This window comes from Yersinia sp. SCPM-O-B-9106 (C-191) (assembly GCF_026183365.1).
Classification (GTDB): Bacteria; Pseudomonadota; Gammaproteobacteria; order Enterobacterales; family Enterobacteriaceae; genus Yersinia; species Yersinia rochesterensis.
On the sequence record NZ_CP110791.1, the window covers coordinates 1,288,565 to 1,304,235 of the forward strand.

Sequence of the window (15,671 nt, forward strand, 5' to 3'; positions counted from 1 at the left end):
ATCGGGACTCTCTCACTTGCCGCCTTTCCGCAACTCGAATTATTTAGAGTTTATATTGGGCAGCAGTCCAGTATCGTGGAATTAGCAGAGCGTTTTTTCTTCGATGAATGTGGTAACCAAATCCATCAATTCCTTCGCTGTTGGCTGAGCTAGTGCTTGCTCCGCCAACACTTTCACATCTTCGAAATTCGTATTACGGATAATTTTCTTGATGCGTGGGATCGAAATCGCACTCATGCTGAACTCATCCAGCCCCATGCCCAATAGCAACAGTGTAGCACGTTCGTCGCCAGCAAGTTCACCGCACATACCGGTCCACTTACCTTCAGCGTGAGATGCATCAATTACCTGTTTGATCAGGCCCAATACCGATGGCGACATTGGATTATAGAGATGAGAAATCAGCTCATTGCCACGATCTACAGCCAGAGTATACTGAGTTAGATCGTTTGTCCCAATACTAAAGAAGTCAACTTCTTTAGCTAAATGGCGAGCGATGACCGCCGCCGCAGGTGTTTCAACCATCACACCGACCTCGATAGTTTCATCAAAGGCCTTATTTTCTTCACGTAATTGGCTTTTCAGCAGCTCAAGTTCTGCTTTCAGTTCGCGTACTTCTTCAACCGAAATAATCATCGGGAACATGATACGCAATTTACCAAACGCCGATGCACGCAAGATGGCGCGCAGCTGTGCGTGCAGAATCTCTTTGCGATCCATTGCAATACGGATGGCACGCCAGCCCAAGAATGGGTTTTCTTCTTTTGGCAAGTTCATGTACGGCAGGTCTTTATCACCGCCGATGTCCATAGTACGGACGATAACTGCCTGAGAGCCCATGGCTTCCGCAACGGCTTTATAAGCCTGGAACTGCTCTTCTTCAGTCGGCAGAGAGTCGCGGTCCATGAACAGGAATTCGGTACGATACAGACCTACACCTTCAGCGCCATTACGTTCAGCACCGGCGATATCACGCACTGTGCCGATGTTGGCAACCACTTCAACCTGATGACCATCAAGGGTTATTGCAGGCAAGTCTTTCAGTTTGGCCAGATCATTTCTTTCGGTGATGTACTGAGCTTTCACCGCTTTCAGTCGCTCAATCACTTCAGTCGTTGGGTTTAAATAAATTTTGTTATTGACCGCATCGAGGATCAAATAATCATCATTCTGGATTTCTTTGGTCGCATTACTGGTCCCGACGATAGCCGGTAATTCCAGTGAACGAGCCATAATCGAGGTGTGAGAGGTGCGGCCACCTAAATCGGTGATGAACCCTAACACTTTATCCAGATTAAGCTGCGCGGTTTCTGACGGGGTCAAATCGGTTGCAACCAGAATCACTTCATCCGGAATAGCGCTCAAATCAACAATGGTCAGGCCGAGAATGTTCTTCAGAAGGCGTTTACCGATATCACGTACGTCAGCCGCACGTTCTTTCAGGTATTCGTCATCCAGTTCTTCCAGTGCTTTCGCCTGGCCTTCAATGACGGAATAAGCCGCGGCATCCGCAGACTGCTTATCATCTTTGATGAGGGCTATGATTTCCTGCTCAAGCTCTTCGTCTTCCAACAGCATGATATGCCCTTCGAAGATGGCAGCTTTCTCTTCGCCGAGACTGGCTTCAGCTTTGGTCTTGATCGCTTCCAACTGTTCAGCAGCTTTAGCCCGCCCAGTTTTGAAACGCTCGACTTCTTGCTCCACTTGGTCAGCAGAGATCTTTTTCCGGTTGATGACAATCTCATCTTCTTTCAGTAAAAGTGCTTTACCAAAAGCGATACCCGGTGATACTAAAATGCCTGAAATCATAACCCTACCTTACTCTTGACTGGTGTTAACTAAAAAAGCGCGCGTGATTACTCAAGCTCTGCCATCAGTTTTACCAGATGCTCAACAGCTTTCTTCTCATCTTCGCCTTCGGCCGAGATCGTAACAACAGTCCCTTGGGTCAGGCCCAGAGTTTGCAGTTTGAACAGGCTCTTGGCACTAGCGCTTTTACCGTTAGAAATCACGGTAATTTCGCTTGCAAAGCCTTTTGCTTCTTTTACGAACTGGGCAGCAGGGCGGGTATGCAGACCGTTTGGTGCTGTAATAGTAACTTCTTGCTGGAACATTGTATTTCCCCAACTTATTGGATTTATGTTGTGGAGCTAAAGTTTAGTGTAAAAACCAAACTTTAGCCTGTATTGGTGCGCGCATAACTCATCATTCAACTCGCGCATGACTATGCCTCAACCAGTGACAAGTCACAAAGACAGTTTCTGATGCAACCCTAATTCAGGTCTAAAATCATCACTATCAGTTTTAAGAATAATGCTCTCTTTGCGTTATGTCTTCAATCAGCGTTCAGTGATGACATTTTTTGTTGTGTTGCATAATTGATAAATCGATTCAGCCAGAGAGGCGCTCAATACGTGATTAATTTCGCGTATCGAAATAATTGACCGGTTAAATACTAAACCCAGAGGGTAAAATCAATCTTTATGTAGTAAAAACTTTGAAGCGCGCCACAAAAAAAGCACCCACGAGGGTGCTTTTTTAGCATTTAGTGCGACGGCCTGACTACTGTTGCAGCTCTTGTTCAGTGAACAAATCTGCAAACAACGCCGTGCTTAAATAGCGCTCACCCGAGGACGGAAGAATAACCACAATTGTTTTGTCAGTAAAGTCATCTTCTTCAGAAAGCTTGACCGCTGCTGCAACGGCTGCACCAGAAGAAATACCGGCTAAAATGCCTTCTTCATCCATTAAACGGCGCGCCATCGAGATGGCTTCATCATTGGTGACCAGTGCAACACGATCAACCAGACTCAGGTCGAGGTTACCGGGAATAAAGCCAGCGCCGATCCCTTGAATCTTGTGCGGGCCGGGTTTTATTTCCTGGCCAGCTAATGCCTGAGTAATGACCGGAGAATCTGTTGGTTCAACCGCAACCGTGGTAATCGCCTTGCCTTTGGTATTTTTAATGTAGCGGCTGACACCGGTTAGGGTACCGCCGGTACCGACACCCGCGATAAAAACATCGACTTCGCCATCAGTATCTTCCCAGATTTCTGGGCCGGTGGTTTTTTCGTGAATTTCTGGGTTCGCTGGGTTGCTGAATTGCTGCAAGATAAGATAGCGGTCTGGATCGGTTGCTTGAATTTCTTCTGCTTTGGCAATGGCCCCTTTCATCCCTTTGGCGCCTTCGGTTAGCACCAAATTGGCCCCCAGTGCTTTGAGCAGTTTACGGCGCTCAATACTCATGGTTTCGGGCATGGTCAGAGTTAATTTATAACCGCGTGCGGCGGCAACAAATGCCAGCGCGATACCGGTATTACCACTGGTCGGTTCTACCAGTTCTTTGTCTTTGGTCAGAATGCCACGATTTTCGGCGTCCCAAATCATATTGGCACCGATACGGCATTTAACACTGAAACTTGGATTGCGTGACTCAACCTTCGCCAAAATGCGCCCGTTACCGATACGGTTCAGACGAACCAGCGGCGTATGGCCGATTGTTAAAGAGTTGTCTTCATATATCTTGCTCATAGCCCGTCCTTTAACTCTATGAAAATGTAGGAATCGTTCAAAGCATACGCTAACAGTATGGCTATGGAAGTAAGGAATTGGTATATCGATATGTTATTAGGAAATAAGTTTTAATCCCAATAACTTTTAATCTTGGTAAATCACTTTTATTCTCGGCAATAGGGGCGCGACCAGCACGCCCAGGCAAAATTATTGTGATGACTGAACAAACTGATCGCGGTAGCGCTCGACCCACATTGCTGTGGCACCACAGACCGCGACTGGCATAATCACCAAGTTGAGGAAAGGAATCATAGTGAATAAACTCACTAAAGCGCCAAACTGCAGGTTATCGACCTTATTTTGACGCAGAGCACTGCGCATATGCTGAAAACTCACTTTATGGTTATCAAAAGGGTAATCACAATATTGTATCGAGAGCATCCAGGCGCTAAACAGGAACCACAGAACCGGAGCGAGGGTTTGGCCAATACCGGGAATGAAGTACAGCAGCAATAGCACCAAAGCCCGTGGCAAGTAATAGGCTAATTTCCGCCATTCACGCGCCATAATCCGTGGCAGATCTTTCAGGATACCCATAATACCGGTGTCCGGTAGCGGTTTACCGGTCAGGCTGGCTTCTAACTGTTCGGCCAGCAAACCGTTAAAGGGGGCCGCAATGAAATTGGCGAGGGTACTAAACAGATAACTGAACACCAGTAGCACTGAAATCACCATTACAGGCCACAATAAATAACTGAGCCACTGCAACCAGTCAGGGACATAACTCATTAACTGGGGAACCCAGTCACCTATCCGGTTGAATAACCACCAAAAAGCCCCTCCCATCAGCAGAATATTCACCAATAAAGGCAAAATCACGAATCGCCGGATACCCGGACGGGAAATTAACTGCCATCCTTGGGCAAAATAATGGATACCATTGACCTTTTTTACTGCTTTTTGCGTATACGCCATGCCATTCAGTTCTCTATAAGCTTGTTGACCGGTGTATCATATCGGTATGATTTCCCACTGCATAGTCACATTTTGTGCGAAAAATAAGCAAAACATCTAGTATAATCATCTTTCTTTGAAGAAAATTGAGCACGGACTTGCACTTGTGTACGTTGGGAAATAGAGTTAAAGGGTGAATGTTTGCCGCGGTGGCAATGTATAGGAACAACAGAGATAGTAATGATGCAGGATTTGCGTCTGATATTAATCGTTGTTGGCGCGATCGCCATAATAGCGTTGTTATTGCATGGTTTATGGACCAGCCGTAAAGAACGCTCATCAATTTTTCGCGATCGCCCAGTTAAACGTCCGAAACAAGAACGAATTGAAACCCCGATCGAGACTCTCGATGAAGGGGTGGGAGAAGTGCGCGTCCGCACTGCTCATCCACAAGAGAAGCCTTCGTTTAATCATCTTGATGAAGACGACGATGAATTGCCGGTAATTCAGCATACTGAAACCAAACCGGCTTCGGCTAAGGCGGAACCTCGCCAGAAACCTTTTGCTTCAGTGCAAACAGGCTCAGTGGAAATAGAAAACGATGACCCTCTTTTGGGTGGGCTATCTGCTGAGCAACCACCGCATGAATCACAGCGTGATCCTTTGTTTGGCTCGGTTGGGGAATATGACTCACAACCGCGTCACGCAGAACCACAACCTGTGGCTACACATGCCGCTCGGGTGGCTCCGCAACCTGTGGAATCACAACCAGAGCCTGTCGCTCCAGCTCCTGAAGTGAAACCACAAAAGCTGAAAGAAACCGTTTTGGTGCTGCATGTTGCAGCCCATCATGGCGGGGCTCTTGGGGGGGAAGTGCTACTACAAAGTGTACTTCAGTCTGGCTTCCAGTTTGGTGAAATGGGGATTTTCCATCGCCATCTTAGCCCAGCAGGCAGTGGCCCAGTATTATTCAGCTTGGCAAATATGGTGAAACCGGGTTCTTTTGACCCTGACACTATGTCTGACTTCTCAACGCCGGGTGTCTCAATGTTTATGATGGTGCCGTCTTATGGCGATGCACATCAAAACTTTAAGTTGATGCTGCAATCAGCCCAGCGTATTGCTGATGATGTCGGCGGTGTGGTGTTGGATGATGAGCGCCGCATGATGACCCCGCAAAAACTGGAAACGTACAAGGCCCGCATCCGCGAAGTGTTGGATGCAAACGCAACCGCCTGATAATGTTGCCTCGCAATGAATTGAATTAACCCGAACCCCCGCATGCCGGGGGTTTTTTATCTTTGATGGTGAGCCATGGAATCGATAATTCAGCAAATTAATCAACTAAGAACCTCATTGCGCCATCACGAGCATCAATATCATGTGCTGGATGCGCCAGAGATCCCTGATGCTGAATATGACCGGTTGATGCAGCAATTGCGCGATTTGGAAGCACAACATCCCGAACTGATTACCAATGACTCACCGACTCAACGGGTAGGCGCCGCGCCTCTTGATGCATTCGAGCAGGTTAAACATGAAGTCCCGATGCTGTCTCTGGATAATGTCTTTGATGAAGAGAGTTATCTGGCTTTTGATAAAAGGGTGCATGACCGGCTGAAAAGCGCGGAGCCGCTGACATTTTGCTGTGAATTGAAGCTTGATGGTTTAGCGGTGAGTTTGTTGTATGAAGAGGGTGAACTGGTACAGGCCGCAACCCGTGGTGATGGCACCACCGGTGAAAATATCACTGCCAATGTGCGCACTATCCGGGCTATTCCGCTGCGTTTACAAGGGGATAATATCCCGCGTCGGGTTGAAGTTCGTGGCGAAGTCTTTATGCCACAGGCCGGTTTCGAGCAACTGAATGACGAGGCGCGCCGCAAAGGGGGCAAAATTTTTGCTAACCCGCGTAATGCGGCTGCTGGCTCACTGCGCCAGCTTGACCCGCGTATTACCGCTAAACGGCCATTAACCTTCTTCTGCTATGGCGTGGGTTTATTGGAGGGCGGTGAACTTCCCCGCAGTCATATTCAGCGCCTAATGCAGTTTAAAGCTTGGGGCTTACCGGTCAGTAATCGGGTCAAACTGTGCACTGGCAGCGAGCAAGTCATTGCTTTCTATCGTCAAGTTGAACAAGACCGCGCCGGTTTAGGTTTTGATATTGATGGTGTGGTCATCAAAGTTGATTCACTCGACTTGCAAGAGCAGTTGGGTTTCGTGGCACGCGCCCCGCGCTGGGCGACGGCATTTAAATTCCCGGCACAAGAACAGATAACTCAAGTCCGTGAAGTAGAATTTCAGGTGGGGCGCACCGGTGCGATTACCCCGGTAGCCCGGCTGGAGCCAGTACAAGTGGCGGGCGTGATTGTCAGCAATGCCACTCTGCATAATGCCGATGAAATCGAGCGCTTGGGTTTACGCATTGGCGATACCGTAATTGTCCGCCGTGCCGGAGATGTTATTCCGCAGGTGGTGGGCGTAGTGATGGAGCAGCGCCCGCAGGATGCTAAAGAGATTACTTTCCCTGAACACTGCCCAGTGTGTGGCTCTGATATTGAGCGGGTTGAGGGCGAAGCGGTCGCTCGCTGTACTGGTGGGTTATTCTGCGCCGCGCAACGCAAAGAGGCATTGAAGCATTTTGTTTCGCGCCGGGCGCTGGATGTCGAAGGTATGGGTGACAAGATTATCGAGCAACTGGTGGAAAAACAGTATGTTGAGAATCCTGCTGATTTATTCACACTGACCGCGGGCAAGCTGACCGGGTTGGACCGGATGGGGCCGAAGTCCGCACAAAATCTGATAGCGGCGCTAGAAAAAGCGAAACAAACCACTTTTGCCCGCTTTTTGTATGCTTTGGGCATTCGTGAGGTGGGGGAGGCGACAGCGGCTAACTTAGCGGCTCACTTCCGTAATCTGGCAAATCTGCGTGCGGCAGATATTGAAGCATTAAAAAGTGTGCCGGATGTGGGTGAAATAGTGGCCAAACATGTGCGGAATTTCCTCGGTGAAGAACACAATCAGAAAGTGATCGAAGCGCTGGAAAAAGTGATCAGTTGGCCGGAGCCTCAACCAATTATTGCCGAAGAGATCGACAGCCCATTTGCCGGAAAAACCGTGGTGCTGACTGGCTCGCTGACCATTCTCTCACGGGACGAAGCAAAAGATCGCCTGACTGCTTTAGGGGCAAAAGTGAGTGGCAGTGTTTCCAAGAAAACGGATCTGGTGATTGCGGGTGAAGCTGCTGGTTCAAAATTGGTGAAGGCGCAGGAACTGGGGATTAAGGTTATCGATGAAGCAGAAATGATCCTTTTGCTTGGTGAATAATCTTACTCACGAAAGGGCATTCGGAGGGGCATGTGGAAAAAGAAAATTTAGTTGAGATCGCCAATACCCGTATGCCTTTCGGTAAATATCAGGGCCGGGTATTGATCGATCTTCCGGAGGAGTATCTGCTTTGGTTTGCGCGCAAAGGTGAGTTTCCTCAAGGCAAGCTGGGTATGCTGATGGAGATGACTCTGGCCATCAGGATTGAAGGGCTGGATAGTTTAGTTAAACCACTTAAACGCGGCTAATCTGGCATTCTAAAATATGGCGATGGGCGGATGCCCGTCATCGCCATAGTCTTGTTTTTTAAGGCATCACCGGCATTAAATATAAACGTCAATCTGGTTCTGTGCCGAAGGGCGGTTGACGCCATCACCGGCCGGTGCGCTGACAGTATTGTTGTCCCCTTCTTTGGTTTTCTCCGACTCTTTAGCTTGAATACGCGCAACTTCAGCTTGTAGTGCGGCAATTTGACTTTGAATTTGCTGTTGCTGTTTTTGCAACTCATCAGCAGTCAAACCAGAATCTTTTAAAGTGCTTAACTTCTCGGTCAGTTTTTGGATCTCTTGATTAATCGATTTAATCTGTGCCGCGCTACTGTTGTCCGACGAGCTACTACTGCTCACAGAGATTGATGTTGTAGAGATTGTGTTCGACATCATTATTCCTTGAAATAACGTGAGTGGAGTAATGCTTATCGACGAGGGGGATATTAATCTTTAACTTCTAAGGGCGGTTTTACACAATCTTATCACTTGGCGTTTTTTTGAGCAGTTATGTGAATGCTATGTGGCTAAACCACTAAGCGTAATTCAGGCCAATGTTGTTGCCAACCTTTGCTATTGACTCGCTGATAGTAAGTATCGATCTCACCATTTTTGCTGTTCAACGTAATAGTTTTACTAAACAAAGCAGCCAAACCGAACGGGGTGACCAGCTCAATATCGCCATTCTCTTTAAGGCTGGCACCAATGGCCGTTTCCACTTCAACCCAATAGCTGATGGCATCTTCGGTGCTGGTGTAAGGTTGGCGTCCAGTGCGCAGGTGCATTCTGGCCTGATTTTTGACTGACCACGGGAATGATTGATGCCGGGCTGATGTTGAGTGATTAAGTTGATCTTCAAGCTGTGAATCATGCTGCTCGCGGGTGTTTTGCTCATCGAAATAGACTAAATCAATATCATTAAGTGGGGTAGAGGAAGGGTATCCATGCAGCTTATCCCACACCAGATTACGGACAAATCCTGCGGCCAAGCACCACTGGTTTAACCGAAGTTCACGGGCAAAAGATAAAGCTTGCATCCGATAGGGGTCGGCACGTAACCATTCAATGATTTGCTGTCGTTGGTTCATCGGCTACTTCCTCTGTAATCAATGTATTTGAAGAAAAAACAGATTTGAAGAAAAACAGAATAACAGTGCGGAATGATAAATTAGAGAATAACGGGAGCAAAGCTTAAAAGGCAAAAAACCGGCCATAGGCCGGTCTTTTAAAGAGTGGTGGAGCTAGACGGGATCGAACCGTCGACCTCTTGCATGCCATGCAAGCGCTCTCCCAGCTGAGCTATAGCCCCACAAATGTGGTTGTTCGTATTGAATTATATGCCATCCACTTATCGAGTTTGAAAACTTTACCAAACAAGAAATTTGGTGGAGCTAGACGGGATCGAACCGTCGACCTCTTGCATGCCATGCAAGCGCTCTCCCAGCTGAGCTATAGCCCCAATGCGCACATAATAAATTGTGTGAACGGGGCGCATGATATGAAACCCCTGAAACAGTGTCAACGGCTAATTCTATTTCTTAGGTTAAGCGCTGAAAAAGCCGCCAAATCAGTGAGAAAACAGCATAAAAAAGGCGACTTTAGTCAGCCGCCTAATAAATGAGTTAGAATTTATTGCTGCGCTTCACGCTCACTGATAAAAGCCAGAGCTTTATCAATACGTGCTAGCGAGCGCGCCTGCCCGATGGCATGAACAGTGACATCCATACCCGGTGATTGGCCTGCGCCAGTGACAGCAACACGCAGCGGCATGCCAACTTTGCCCATACCTACACCTAGCTCATCAGCGGTGCCCTGAATGGCATTGTGAACGTTTTCAGTCGTCCATTCGGTGATAGCAGCCAGTTTGGCTTTAACTGCCTCCAGGGGCTGACGGGCCACAGGGCGCAAATGTTTTTTCGCCGCGTCTGCATCGAACTCATCAAACTCTTCGTAGAAATAGCGGCAAGATTCGGCCATTTCTTTTAATGTCTTACAGCGCTCACCTAATAACTTAACTATCTCGGCCAACTCAGGGCCATTGCGAGTATCAATACCCAACTGCTCAACCTGCCATGACAAGTGAACTGCAACCTGTTCTGGCGGCAAGCTATTGATATAGTGATGATTCAGCCATTGTAGTTTTTCAGTATTGAAAGCACTGGCAGATTTGCTGACCGCATCCAGTGTGAATAGCTCGGTCATCTCAGCAACAGAGAATATTTCTTGATCACCATGAGACCAGCCCAGGCGGACCAGGTAGTTCAACAGCGCTTCTGGCAGATAGCCGTCATCGCGGTATTGCATCACACCGACCGCGCCATGGCGCTTAGACAGTTTTTTGCCGTCATCACCCAAAATCATTGAAACGTGGGCATATTCAGGAACCGGCGCGCCTAGCGCTTTCAAGATATTAATCTGTCGCGGGGTATTATTGATATGGTCTTCACCACGGATAACATGGGTGATTTCCATATCCCAGTCATCAACCACCACGCAGAAGTTATAAGTCGGCGAACCATCGGTACGGCGGATGATTAAATCATCCAGCTCTTGGTTGCTGAATTCGATTGGGCCACGGATTTTATCATCGAAAATAACCGAGCCTTCCTGTGGGTTACGAAAACGCACGACAGAAGGTTCATCAGCACCATGGGTACACTGGCTATCGCGGCAGCGGCCATCGTAGCGGGGTTTTTCACCATTGGCCATTTGGGCTTCGCGCAATTCATCCAGACGCTCTCTGGAGCAATAGCATCTATAAGCAGTGCCGTTTTCCAACATTTGGTCAATGACCGCATTGTAGCGATCGAAACGTTTGGTTTGGAAATACGGGCCCTCATCCCAATCCAGATTTAGCCAGTTCATACCGTCCATAATGGCGTCGATAGCTTCCTGAGTTGAGCGCTCAAGATCGGTATCTTCAATACGCAAAACAAATTCACCACCAAAGTGGCGAGTGAACAACCAGGAATACAACGCGGTACGTGCGCCACCGACGTGAAGATAGCCGGTAGGACTGGGTGCAAAACGGGTTTTGATTTTCATTGGGTTCGATGCCTTATTACGCTACGCCGACCAGCAAAAGCTGGCTGTTGCTCGAAATTCGAAAAAGTAGGCGACATTCTACCACCCTGAGACAATTCCTCAACGATGTTACCGGTATGCCAAGGTTCATAGTGGCGATAAATATCGCATCCTGTTTAAATTTGCGGCGAACGATTGTTTTCGTTTTAAAAACCGTTGACTCACTTCGAACTATCCCTATAATGCGACTCCAACAACACGGCGGGGCGATTAGCTCAGTTGGTAGAGCATCTCCTTTACACGGAGGGGGTCATCAGTTCGAATCTGGTATCGCCCACCAAACTCGACGTGTTATAAAGTAAATGAAATACAAAGCATTAAATGAGATAGATGAGGGCGATTAGCTCAGTTGGTAGAGCATCTCCTTTACACGGAGGGGGTCATCAGTTCGAATCTGGTATCGCCCACCACTCATCCCTCATTGTTTTGAAGTATCAAAGTAGTAGAAGTGGGCGATTAGCTCAGTTGGTAGAGCATCTCCTTTACACGGAGGGGGTCATCAGTTCGAATCTGGTATCGCCCACCACTTCTATACTTTCAGCATTATATAATGGGTCGTTAGCTCAGTTGGTAGAGCAGTTGACTTTTAATCAATTGGTCGCAGGTTCGAATCCCGCACGACCCACCATTATATCTAGTATCTTATTAAATCCCTCAAACTCAGAAGTTGCATACTACACGATATCGTGTGGGTGAGACCCTGCGTTCAGGTTCGAGCCGAGCGAAGCGAGACAGCAACGCTTCAGCGTTGACCCGAAGGGCGAGGCCAGCGGCCGAGTCATCCCACGACCCACCATTATATCTAGTATCTTATTAAATCCCTCAAACTCAGAAGTTGCATACTACACGATATCGTGTGGGTGAGACCCTGCGTTCAGGTTCGAGCCGAGCGAAGCGAGACAGCAACGCTTCAGCGTTGACCCGAAGGGCGAGGCCAGCGGCCGAGTCATCCCGCACGACCCACCATTATATCTAGTATCTTAGTAACCCCCCAAAACTTCCAAATAGCTATTTCCCCCATTTCTTTTTACCGACTTATATCTTTAGCTTTTTAACCTGCCAATAAGCATCATTACATCAAATAGCATGCCCTCGAATCACAGGCATAAAAAAAGGCGCCGTAGCGCCTCTTTAGAGATTATTTTCTGATACTTAGAGTACCAGGCCCGCGATAGACGCAGACAGCACACTGACCAGTGTAGAGCCGTACAGCAGCTTCAAGCCAAAACGAGAAACGACATTACCTTGGTGCTCATTCAGGCCTTTAATCGCACCGGCGACGATGCCGATGGAAGAGAAGTTAGCGAATGAAACCAGGAATACGGACAGAATACCCACACTACGTGGTGACAATTCTGATGCCACTTTCTGCAAGTCCATCATGGCCACAAATTCGTTAGAAACCAATTTGGTTGCCATTATACCGCCGACTTGCAAGGCTTCATGAGCAGGAATGCCCATTACCCAAGCAAACGGGAAGAAGACATAGCCCAAAATACCCTGGAAGCTAATACCAAACAGCAGGCTAAACAGAGCATTCATCGCAGCAATCAATGCGATAAAACCAATCAGCATTGCTGCTACGATAATGGCAACTTTGAAACCGGCCAAGATGTATTCACCCAGCATTTCAAAGAAGCTTTGACCTTCATGCAAGTTGCTCAGCTGTAACTCTTCTTCATCCTCAGCTTTATACGGGTTGATTAGCGACAACACGATAAAGGTGCTGAACATGTTAAGCACCAGCGCGGCGACCACGAATTTCGCGTCCAGCATTGACATATAAGCACCGACAATTGACATCGAGACTGTCGACATTGCCGTTGCTGCCATGGTGTACATGCGTTTTTCAGACATTTTGCCTAAAATATCTTTATAGGCGATGAAGTTTTCAGATTGGCCCAGAATCAGTGAACTGACTGCGTTGAATGATTCCAGCTTACCCATGCCGTTAACTTTGGACAATAAAGTCCCAATAATACGAATAATGACGGGCAGAACTTTAATGTACTGCAGAATACCAATGAGAGCAGAAATAAAGACGATAGGACACAGCACTCTCAGGAAGAAGAATGCGAGGCCTTTATCCCCCATGTTACCGAAGACAAAATCAGTGCCGGTAGCAGCGAACCCCAGTAATTTGTCGAAAAAGCCCGCGAATCCTTTCACAAAACCTAATCCAACTTCTGAATGGAGGAAGAAGTACGCCAGCAACACTTCAATAACCAATAATTGAATAACAAACCGAATGCGGATGCTTTTGCGATCTTTGCAGATAACAAGAGCCAATATGGCCACTACGACTAAGGCCAACGCAAACTGTAGAATATGGGACATATGTGCTCCAAATTAGAGGCAGACTAGGTTTTGGTGGACATTTTATGTAACGGCTACATTAAAAACGAGATATAGACCGCAAATATAGAAATTCACTTTCATAAATGCAAACAAATTAGTGGGGTTGATCACAAAAAATAGGATGTTAATAATATGCTACAGGGATAGTGTAAATATGCTAGTTTGAACAATTGTAGTGAGCGAGCTCGGAAATTGCGATGCAGTATTTAACACAATTTTTCAGAAACCAAGAGCGCCTCCCTTACTGCACGGCAGATTACGCGGTATTAGCTATCAGAGAGATAAGTTTCACCATTCTAAATGCGCTTGATAATTATTATCATTTAGATATTATGGGTGATAAGAGAGTAGCCGTAAATTTCCAAGGGTAATACTGAATGTTGAATAGCCGTGCTGTCGATACACCCCGCCGTAACTCAAGGAGGATCAAACTCTCCCTGATGGGGCCTGCCTTTATTGCTGCCATTGCCTATATCGACCCCGGTAACTTTGCGACTAACATTCAAGCCGGAGCTACCTTTGGCTATACTCTCTTATGGGTGGTGGTGTGGGCTAATGTCATGGCGATGTTAGTCCAATTGCTGTCAGCAAAACTTGGGATCGCGACCGGTAAGAATCTGGCGGAGCATATTCGTGATCGTTTCCCACGCCCGGTAGTATGGGCTTACTGGGTGCAGGCCGAGATTATCGTGATGGCAACAGACTTGGCCGAGTTTATCGGAGCCGCTATCGGCTTCAAATTGCTGCTGGGTGTAACACTGCTACAAGGTGCGGTACTGACTGGCATCGCCACTTTCCTCATTCTTATGCTGCAAAACCGTGGGCAAAAGCCAATCGAAATGGTGATTGGTGGGCTGCTTTTGTTCGTCGCGGCATCTTATATTGTTGAACTGATTTTCTCTCAACCTGAACTGGCGGCCCTGGGGCGCGGGATGATTATTCCGAGCTTACCTAACAGTAACGCGGTGTTTTTAGCCGCCGGGGTCTTGGGGGCGACAATTATGCCGCACGTCATTTACCTGCATTCAGCATTAACACAGACGGAAAGCAAAGAATCCAAAACTGAGCGCTACGCCTCAACCAAGTTTGATGTGGCGATTGCCATGACGATTGCTGGTTTTGTGAATTTGGCCATGATGGCAACCGCTGCTGCGGCTTTCCATTTCAATGGTTATCAACATGTTGCCGAAATCGAAGAAGCCTATTTGACCTTGCAACCCTTGCTGGGCAATGCTGCCGCTACAGTTTTTGGCTTGAGTTTGGTTGCCGCCGGCCTGTCATCGACAGTGGTGGGCACCATGGCTGGGCAAGTGGTGATGCAGGGGTTTGTGCACTTTTATATTCCAATGTGGCTACGCCGCGCGATCACTATGTTGCCGTCCTTTATTGTCATTATGATCGGCATGGACGCGACTAAAATACTGGTGATGAGCCAAGTTTTACTGAGCTTTGGCATTGCATTGGCGCTGGTGCCGTTATTGGTATTCACCGGCAATAAAGAATTGATGGGGGAGTTGGTTGATAACAAACTGACTCAGATTCTGGGTAAATTTGTTGTCTTGTGCGTAATTGGATTAAATGGTTATCTGCTGGCGAGTCTGCTTTAGGTTTATCAGTCAGACGGGTTAAAGATATAAACCCGTCTGAGAGACTGCACGCGAGTTAGTCGTGATGGTGATGGTTACGCCCTTGGCCACGGTGATGTTTTTTGCCGCGGTTGTCATGATGCTTGTCATGTTTCCAGTAGCGCCCTTCGCGGTAATAATAGTTCTTTTTCCACCAATTTCTCTCTTGCCAGCGGTGACCATCCCAGTAATGACCATGACGATTACGCTCGCCTAAATCTCGCCCTTGATGATTTTTCCACCATTGGCGGTCGCGCCAGTCATAACCATCCCAATAATTACCATTGCGATCCTGTTCGCCAATGTGTAAAGAAATACTGGGCAGCAATTCAATGCTCTCGGCATTCGCCATGGGGATAAGAGGGAACCAGGCTAATATTGTTATCAGCAATATGGTTATCGACGGCCAAGGTTTTATCTTTCTCGGCCTCAGGATACTCAGCTTTAACATTGTTGATTTAAATATGGCCGTCTTTAACATTATTTATCCTTTTTTTGCCTTATAGGCTATGGCGTCATCTTAAACAGAAAGTCAGCCGTTGAG

The 15,671-nt window shown here is 47.5% G+C and carries 13 protein-coding genes, 6 tRNA genes and 2 other RNA genes; 10 read left to right on the top strand and 11 right to left on the bottom strand.

Annotated elements, in window-relative coordinates; genetic code table 11:
• Positions 1 to 81 precede the first annotated feature (81 nt).
• The 4 genes from ptsI to cysZ all read right to left on the bottom strand — a co-directional run bounded on the left by ptsI (position 82) and on the right by cysZ (position 4,488).
• A complete protein-coding gene (gene ptsI, locus OP863_RS05850; protein ID WP_038634982.1) occupies positions 82 to 1,809 on the bottom strand; it encodes a phosphoenolpyruvate-protein phosphotransferase PtsI in 1,728 nt (575 codons plus the stop codon).
• Positions 1,810 to 1,856: 47 nt separating this feature from the next.
• Complete coding sequence (gene ptsH, locus OP863_RS05855) at positions 1,857 to 2,114, bottom strand: phosphocarrier protein Hpr (protein WP_004393588.1); 258 nt, start codon at positions 2,112 to 2,114, stop codon at positions 1,857 to 1,859.
• Positions 2,115 to 2,562: 448 nt separating this feature from the next.
• Positions 2,563 to 3,531, bottom strand: coding sequence for a cysteine synthase A (cysK, locus tag OP863_RS05860; RefSeq protein ID WP_145588888.1), 969 nt, complete (start codon positions 3,529 to 3,531; stop codon positions 2,563 to 2,565).
• A 189-nt stretch (positions 3,532 to 3,720) separates the two neighbouring features.
• Complete coding sequence (gene cysZ, locus OP863_RS05865) at positions 3,721 to 4,488, bottom strand: sulfate transporter CysZ (RefSeq protein WP_038634976.1); 768 nt, start codon at positions 4,486 to 4,488, stop codon at positions 3,721 to 3,723.
• Between the two features lie 219 nt (positions 4,489 to 4,707).
• Between cysZ and zipA the strand changes: the two genes are divergently transcribed.
• The 3 genes from zipA to OP863_RS05880 all read left to right on the top strand — a co-directional run bounded on the left by zipA (position 4,708) and on the right by OP863_RS05880 (position 8,042).
• A complete protein-coding gene (gene zipA, locus OP863_RS05870; protein WP_038634973.1) occupies positions 4,708 to 5,706 on the top strand; it encodes a cell division protein ZipA in 999 nt (332 codons plus the stop codon).
• Positions 5,707 to 5,781: 75 nt separating this feature from the next.
• Positions 5,782 to 7,794 (top strand): NAD-dependent DNA ligase LigA, encoded by a 2,013-nt coding sequence (ligA, locus tag OP863_RS05875; RefSeq protein WP_038634971.1) that lies wholly within the window; start codon positions 5,782 to 5,784, stop codon positions 7,792 to 7,794.
• 32 nt (positions 7,795 to 7,826) lie between these two features.
• A complete protein-coding gene (locus tag OP863_RS05880) occupies positions 7,827 to 8,042 on the top strand; it encodes a DUF3820 family protein (protein WP_265525974.1) in 216 nt (71 codons plus the stop codon).
• A gap of 75 nt (positions 8,043 to 8,117) precedes the next feature.
• Here the strand turns inward: OP863_RS05880 and OP863_RS05885 are convergent, their stop codons facing one another.
• From OP863_RS05885 to gltX, 5 genes are all read right to left on the bottom strand, one after another.
• Positions 8,118 to 8,453 carry a FlxA-like family protein gene (locus tag OP863_RS05885; protein WP_145588897.1) on the bottom strand — a complete coding sequence of 112 codons (336 nt, stop codon included), beginning with the start codon at positions 8,451 to 8,453 and terminating at the stop codon, positions 8,118 to 8,120.
• Positions 8,454 to 8,587: 134 nt separating this feature from the next.
• On the bottom strand, positions 8,588 to 9,148 hold the full coding sequence (locus OP863_RS05890; RefSeq protein WP_145591513.1) for a nucleotidyltransferase family protein: 561 nt from the start codon (positions 9,146 to 9,148) through the stop codon (positions 8,588 to 8,590).
• 145 nt (positions 9,149 to 9,293) lie between these two features.
• Positions 9,294 to 9,369: transfer RNA gene (locus OP863_RS05895), tRNA-Ala, on the bottom strand.
• Positions 9,370 to 9,443: 74 nt separating this feature from the next.
• Positions 9,444 to 9,519 (bottom strand) — tRNA-Ala (locus OP863_RS05900).
• A 170-nt stretch (positions 9,520 to 9,689) separates the two neighbouring features.
• A complete protein-coding gene (gene gltX, locus OP863_RS05905) occupies positions 9,690 to 11,105 on the bottom strand; it encodes a glutamate--tRNA ligase (protein WP_050290567.1) in 1,416 nt (471 codons plus the stop codon).
• Between the two features lie 243 nt (positions 11,106 to 11,348).
• On the opposite strand from gltX, the gene OP863_RS05910 reads away from it, so the two are divergent.
• The 6 genes from OP863_RS05910 to OP863_RS05935 all read left to right on the top strand — a co-directional run bounded on the left by OP863_RS05910 (position 11,349) and on the right by OP863_RS05935 (position 12,110).
• Positions 11,349 to 11,424: transfer RNA gene (locus OP863_RS05910), tRNA-Val, on the top strand.
• Positions 11,425 to 11,478: 54 nt separating this feature from the next.
• Positions 11,479 to 11,554 (top strand) — tRNA-Val (locus tag OP863_RS05915).
• Positions 11,555 to 11,594: 40 nt separating this feature from the next.
• Positions 11,595 to 11,670, top strand: a tRNA-Val gene (locus tag OP863_RS05920).
• Positions 11,671 to 11,696: 26 nt separating this feature from the next.
• Positions 11,697 to 11,772, top strand: a tRNA-Lys gene (locus tag OP863_RS05925).
• 44 nt (positions 11,773 to 11,816) lie between these two features.
• A non-coding RNA gene (locus OP863_RS05930) (RtT sRNA) lies at positions 11,817 to 11,943 on the top strand.
• Between the two features lie 41 nt (positions 11,944 to 11,984).
• Positions 11,985 to 12,110, top strand: a non-coding RNA gene (locus OP863_RS05935) — RtT sRNA.
• A 186-nt stretch (positions 12,111 to 12,296) separates the two neighbouring features.
• Here the strand turns inward: OP863_RS05935 and OP863_RS05940 are convergent.
• Positions 12,297 to 13,481 carry a NupC/NupG family nucleoside CNT transporter gene (locus OP863_RS05940; RefSeq protein ID WP_038634955.1) on the bottom strand — a complete coding sequence of 395 codons (1,185 nt, stop codon included), beginning with the start codon at positions 13,479 to 13,481 and terminating at the stop codon, positions 12,297 to 12,299.
• 398 nt (positions 13,482 to 13,879) lie between these two features.
• Between OP863_RS05940 and OP863_RS05945 the strand changes: the two genes are divergently transcribed.
• On the top strand, positions 13,880 to 15,109 hold the full coding sequence (locus OP863_RS05945; protein ID WP_145589135.1) for an Nramp family divalent metal transporter: 1,230 nt from the start codon (positions 13,880 to 13,882) through the stop codon (positions 15,107 to 15,109).
• Positions 15,110 to 15,164: 55 nt separating this feature from the next.
• Here the strand turns inward: OP863_RS05945 and OP863_RS05950 are convergent, their stop codons facing one another.
• On the bottom strand, positions 15,165 to 15,608 hold the full coding sequence (locus OP863_RS05950) for a DUF2502 domain-containing protein (RefSeq protein ID WP_265525975.1): 444 nt from the start codon (positions 15,606 to 15,608) through the stop codon (positions 15,165 to 15,167).
• Between the last annotated feature and the right edge of the window lie 63 nt (positions 15,609 to 15,671).

Bases quoted from the DNA above. Each gene is read 5' to 3' on its own strand.
- ligA (WP_038634971.1), top strand. From the start codon at position 5,782: ATGGAATCGATAATTCAGCAAATTAATCAACTAAGAACCTCATTGCGC.
- ptsI (WP_038634982.1), bottom strand. From the start codon at position 1,809: ATGATTTCAGGCATTTTAGTATCACCGGGTATCGCTTTTGGTAAAGCA.
- OP863_RS05950 (WP_265525975.1), bottom strand. From the start codon at position 15,608: ATGTTAAAGACGGCCATATTTAAATCAACAATGTTAAAGCTGAGTATC.
- OP863_RS05940 (WP_038634955.1), bottom strand. From the start codon at position 13,481: ATGTCCCATATTCTACAGTTTGCGTTGGCCTTAGTCGTAGTGGCCATA.
- ptsH (WP_004393588.1), bottom strand. From the start codon at position 2,114: ATGTTCCAGCAAGAAGTTACTATTACAGCACCAAACGGTCTGCATACC.
- OP863_RS05890 (WP_145591513.1), bottom strand. From the start codon at position 9,148: ATGAACCAACGACAGCAAATCATTGAATGGTTACGTGCCGACCCCTAT.
- OP863_RS05885 (WP_145588897.1), bottom strand. From the start codon at position 8,453: ATGTCGAACACAATCTCTACAACATCAATCTCTGTGAGCAGTAGTAGC.
- gltX (WP_050290567.1), bottom strand. From the start codon at position 11,105: ATGAAAATCAAAACCCGTTTTGCACCCAGTCCTACCGGCTATCTTCAC.
- zipA (WP_038634973.1), top strand. From the start codon at position 4,708: ATGATGCAGGATTTGCGTCTGATATTAATCGTTGTTGGCGCGATCGCC.
- cysK (WP_145588888.1), bottom strand. From the start codon at position 3,531: ATGAGCAAGATATATGAAGACAACTCTTTAACAATCGGCCATACGCCG.
- cysZ (WP_038634976.1), bottom strand. From the start codon at position 4,488: ATGGCGTATACGCAAAAAGCAGTAAAAAAGGTCAATGGTATCCATTAT.
- OP863_RS05945 (WP_145589135.1), top strand. From the start codon at position 13,880: ATGTTGAATAGCCGTGCTGTCGATACACCCCGCCGTAACTCAAGGAGG.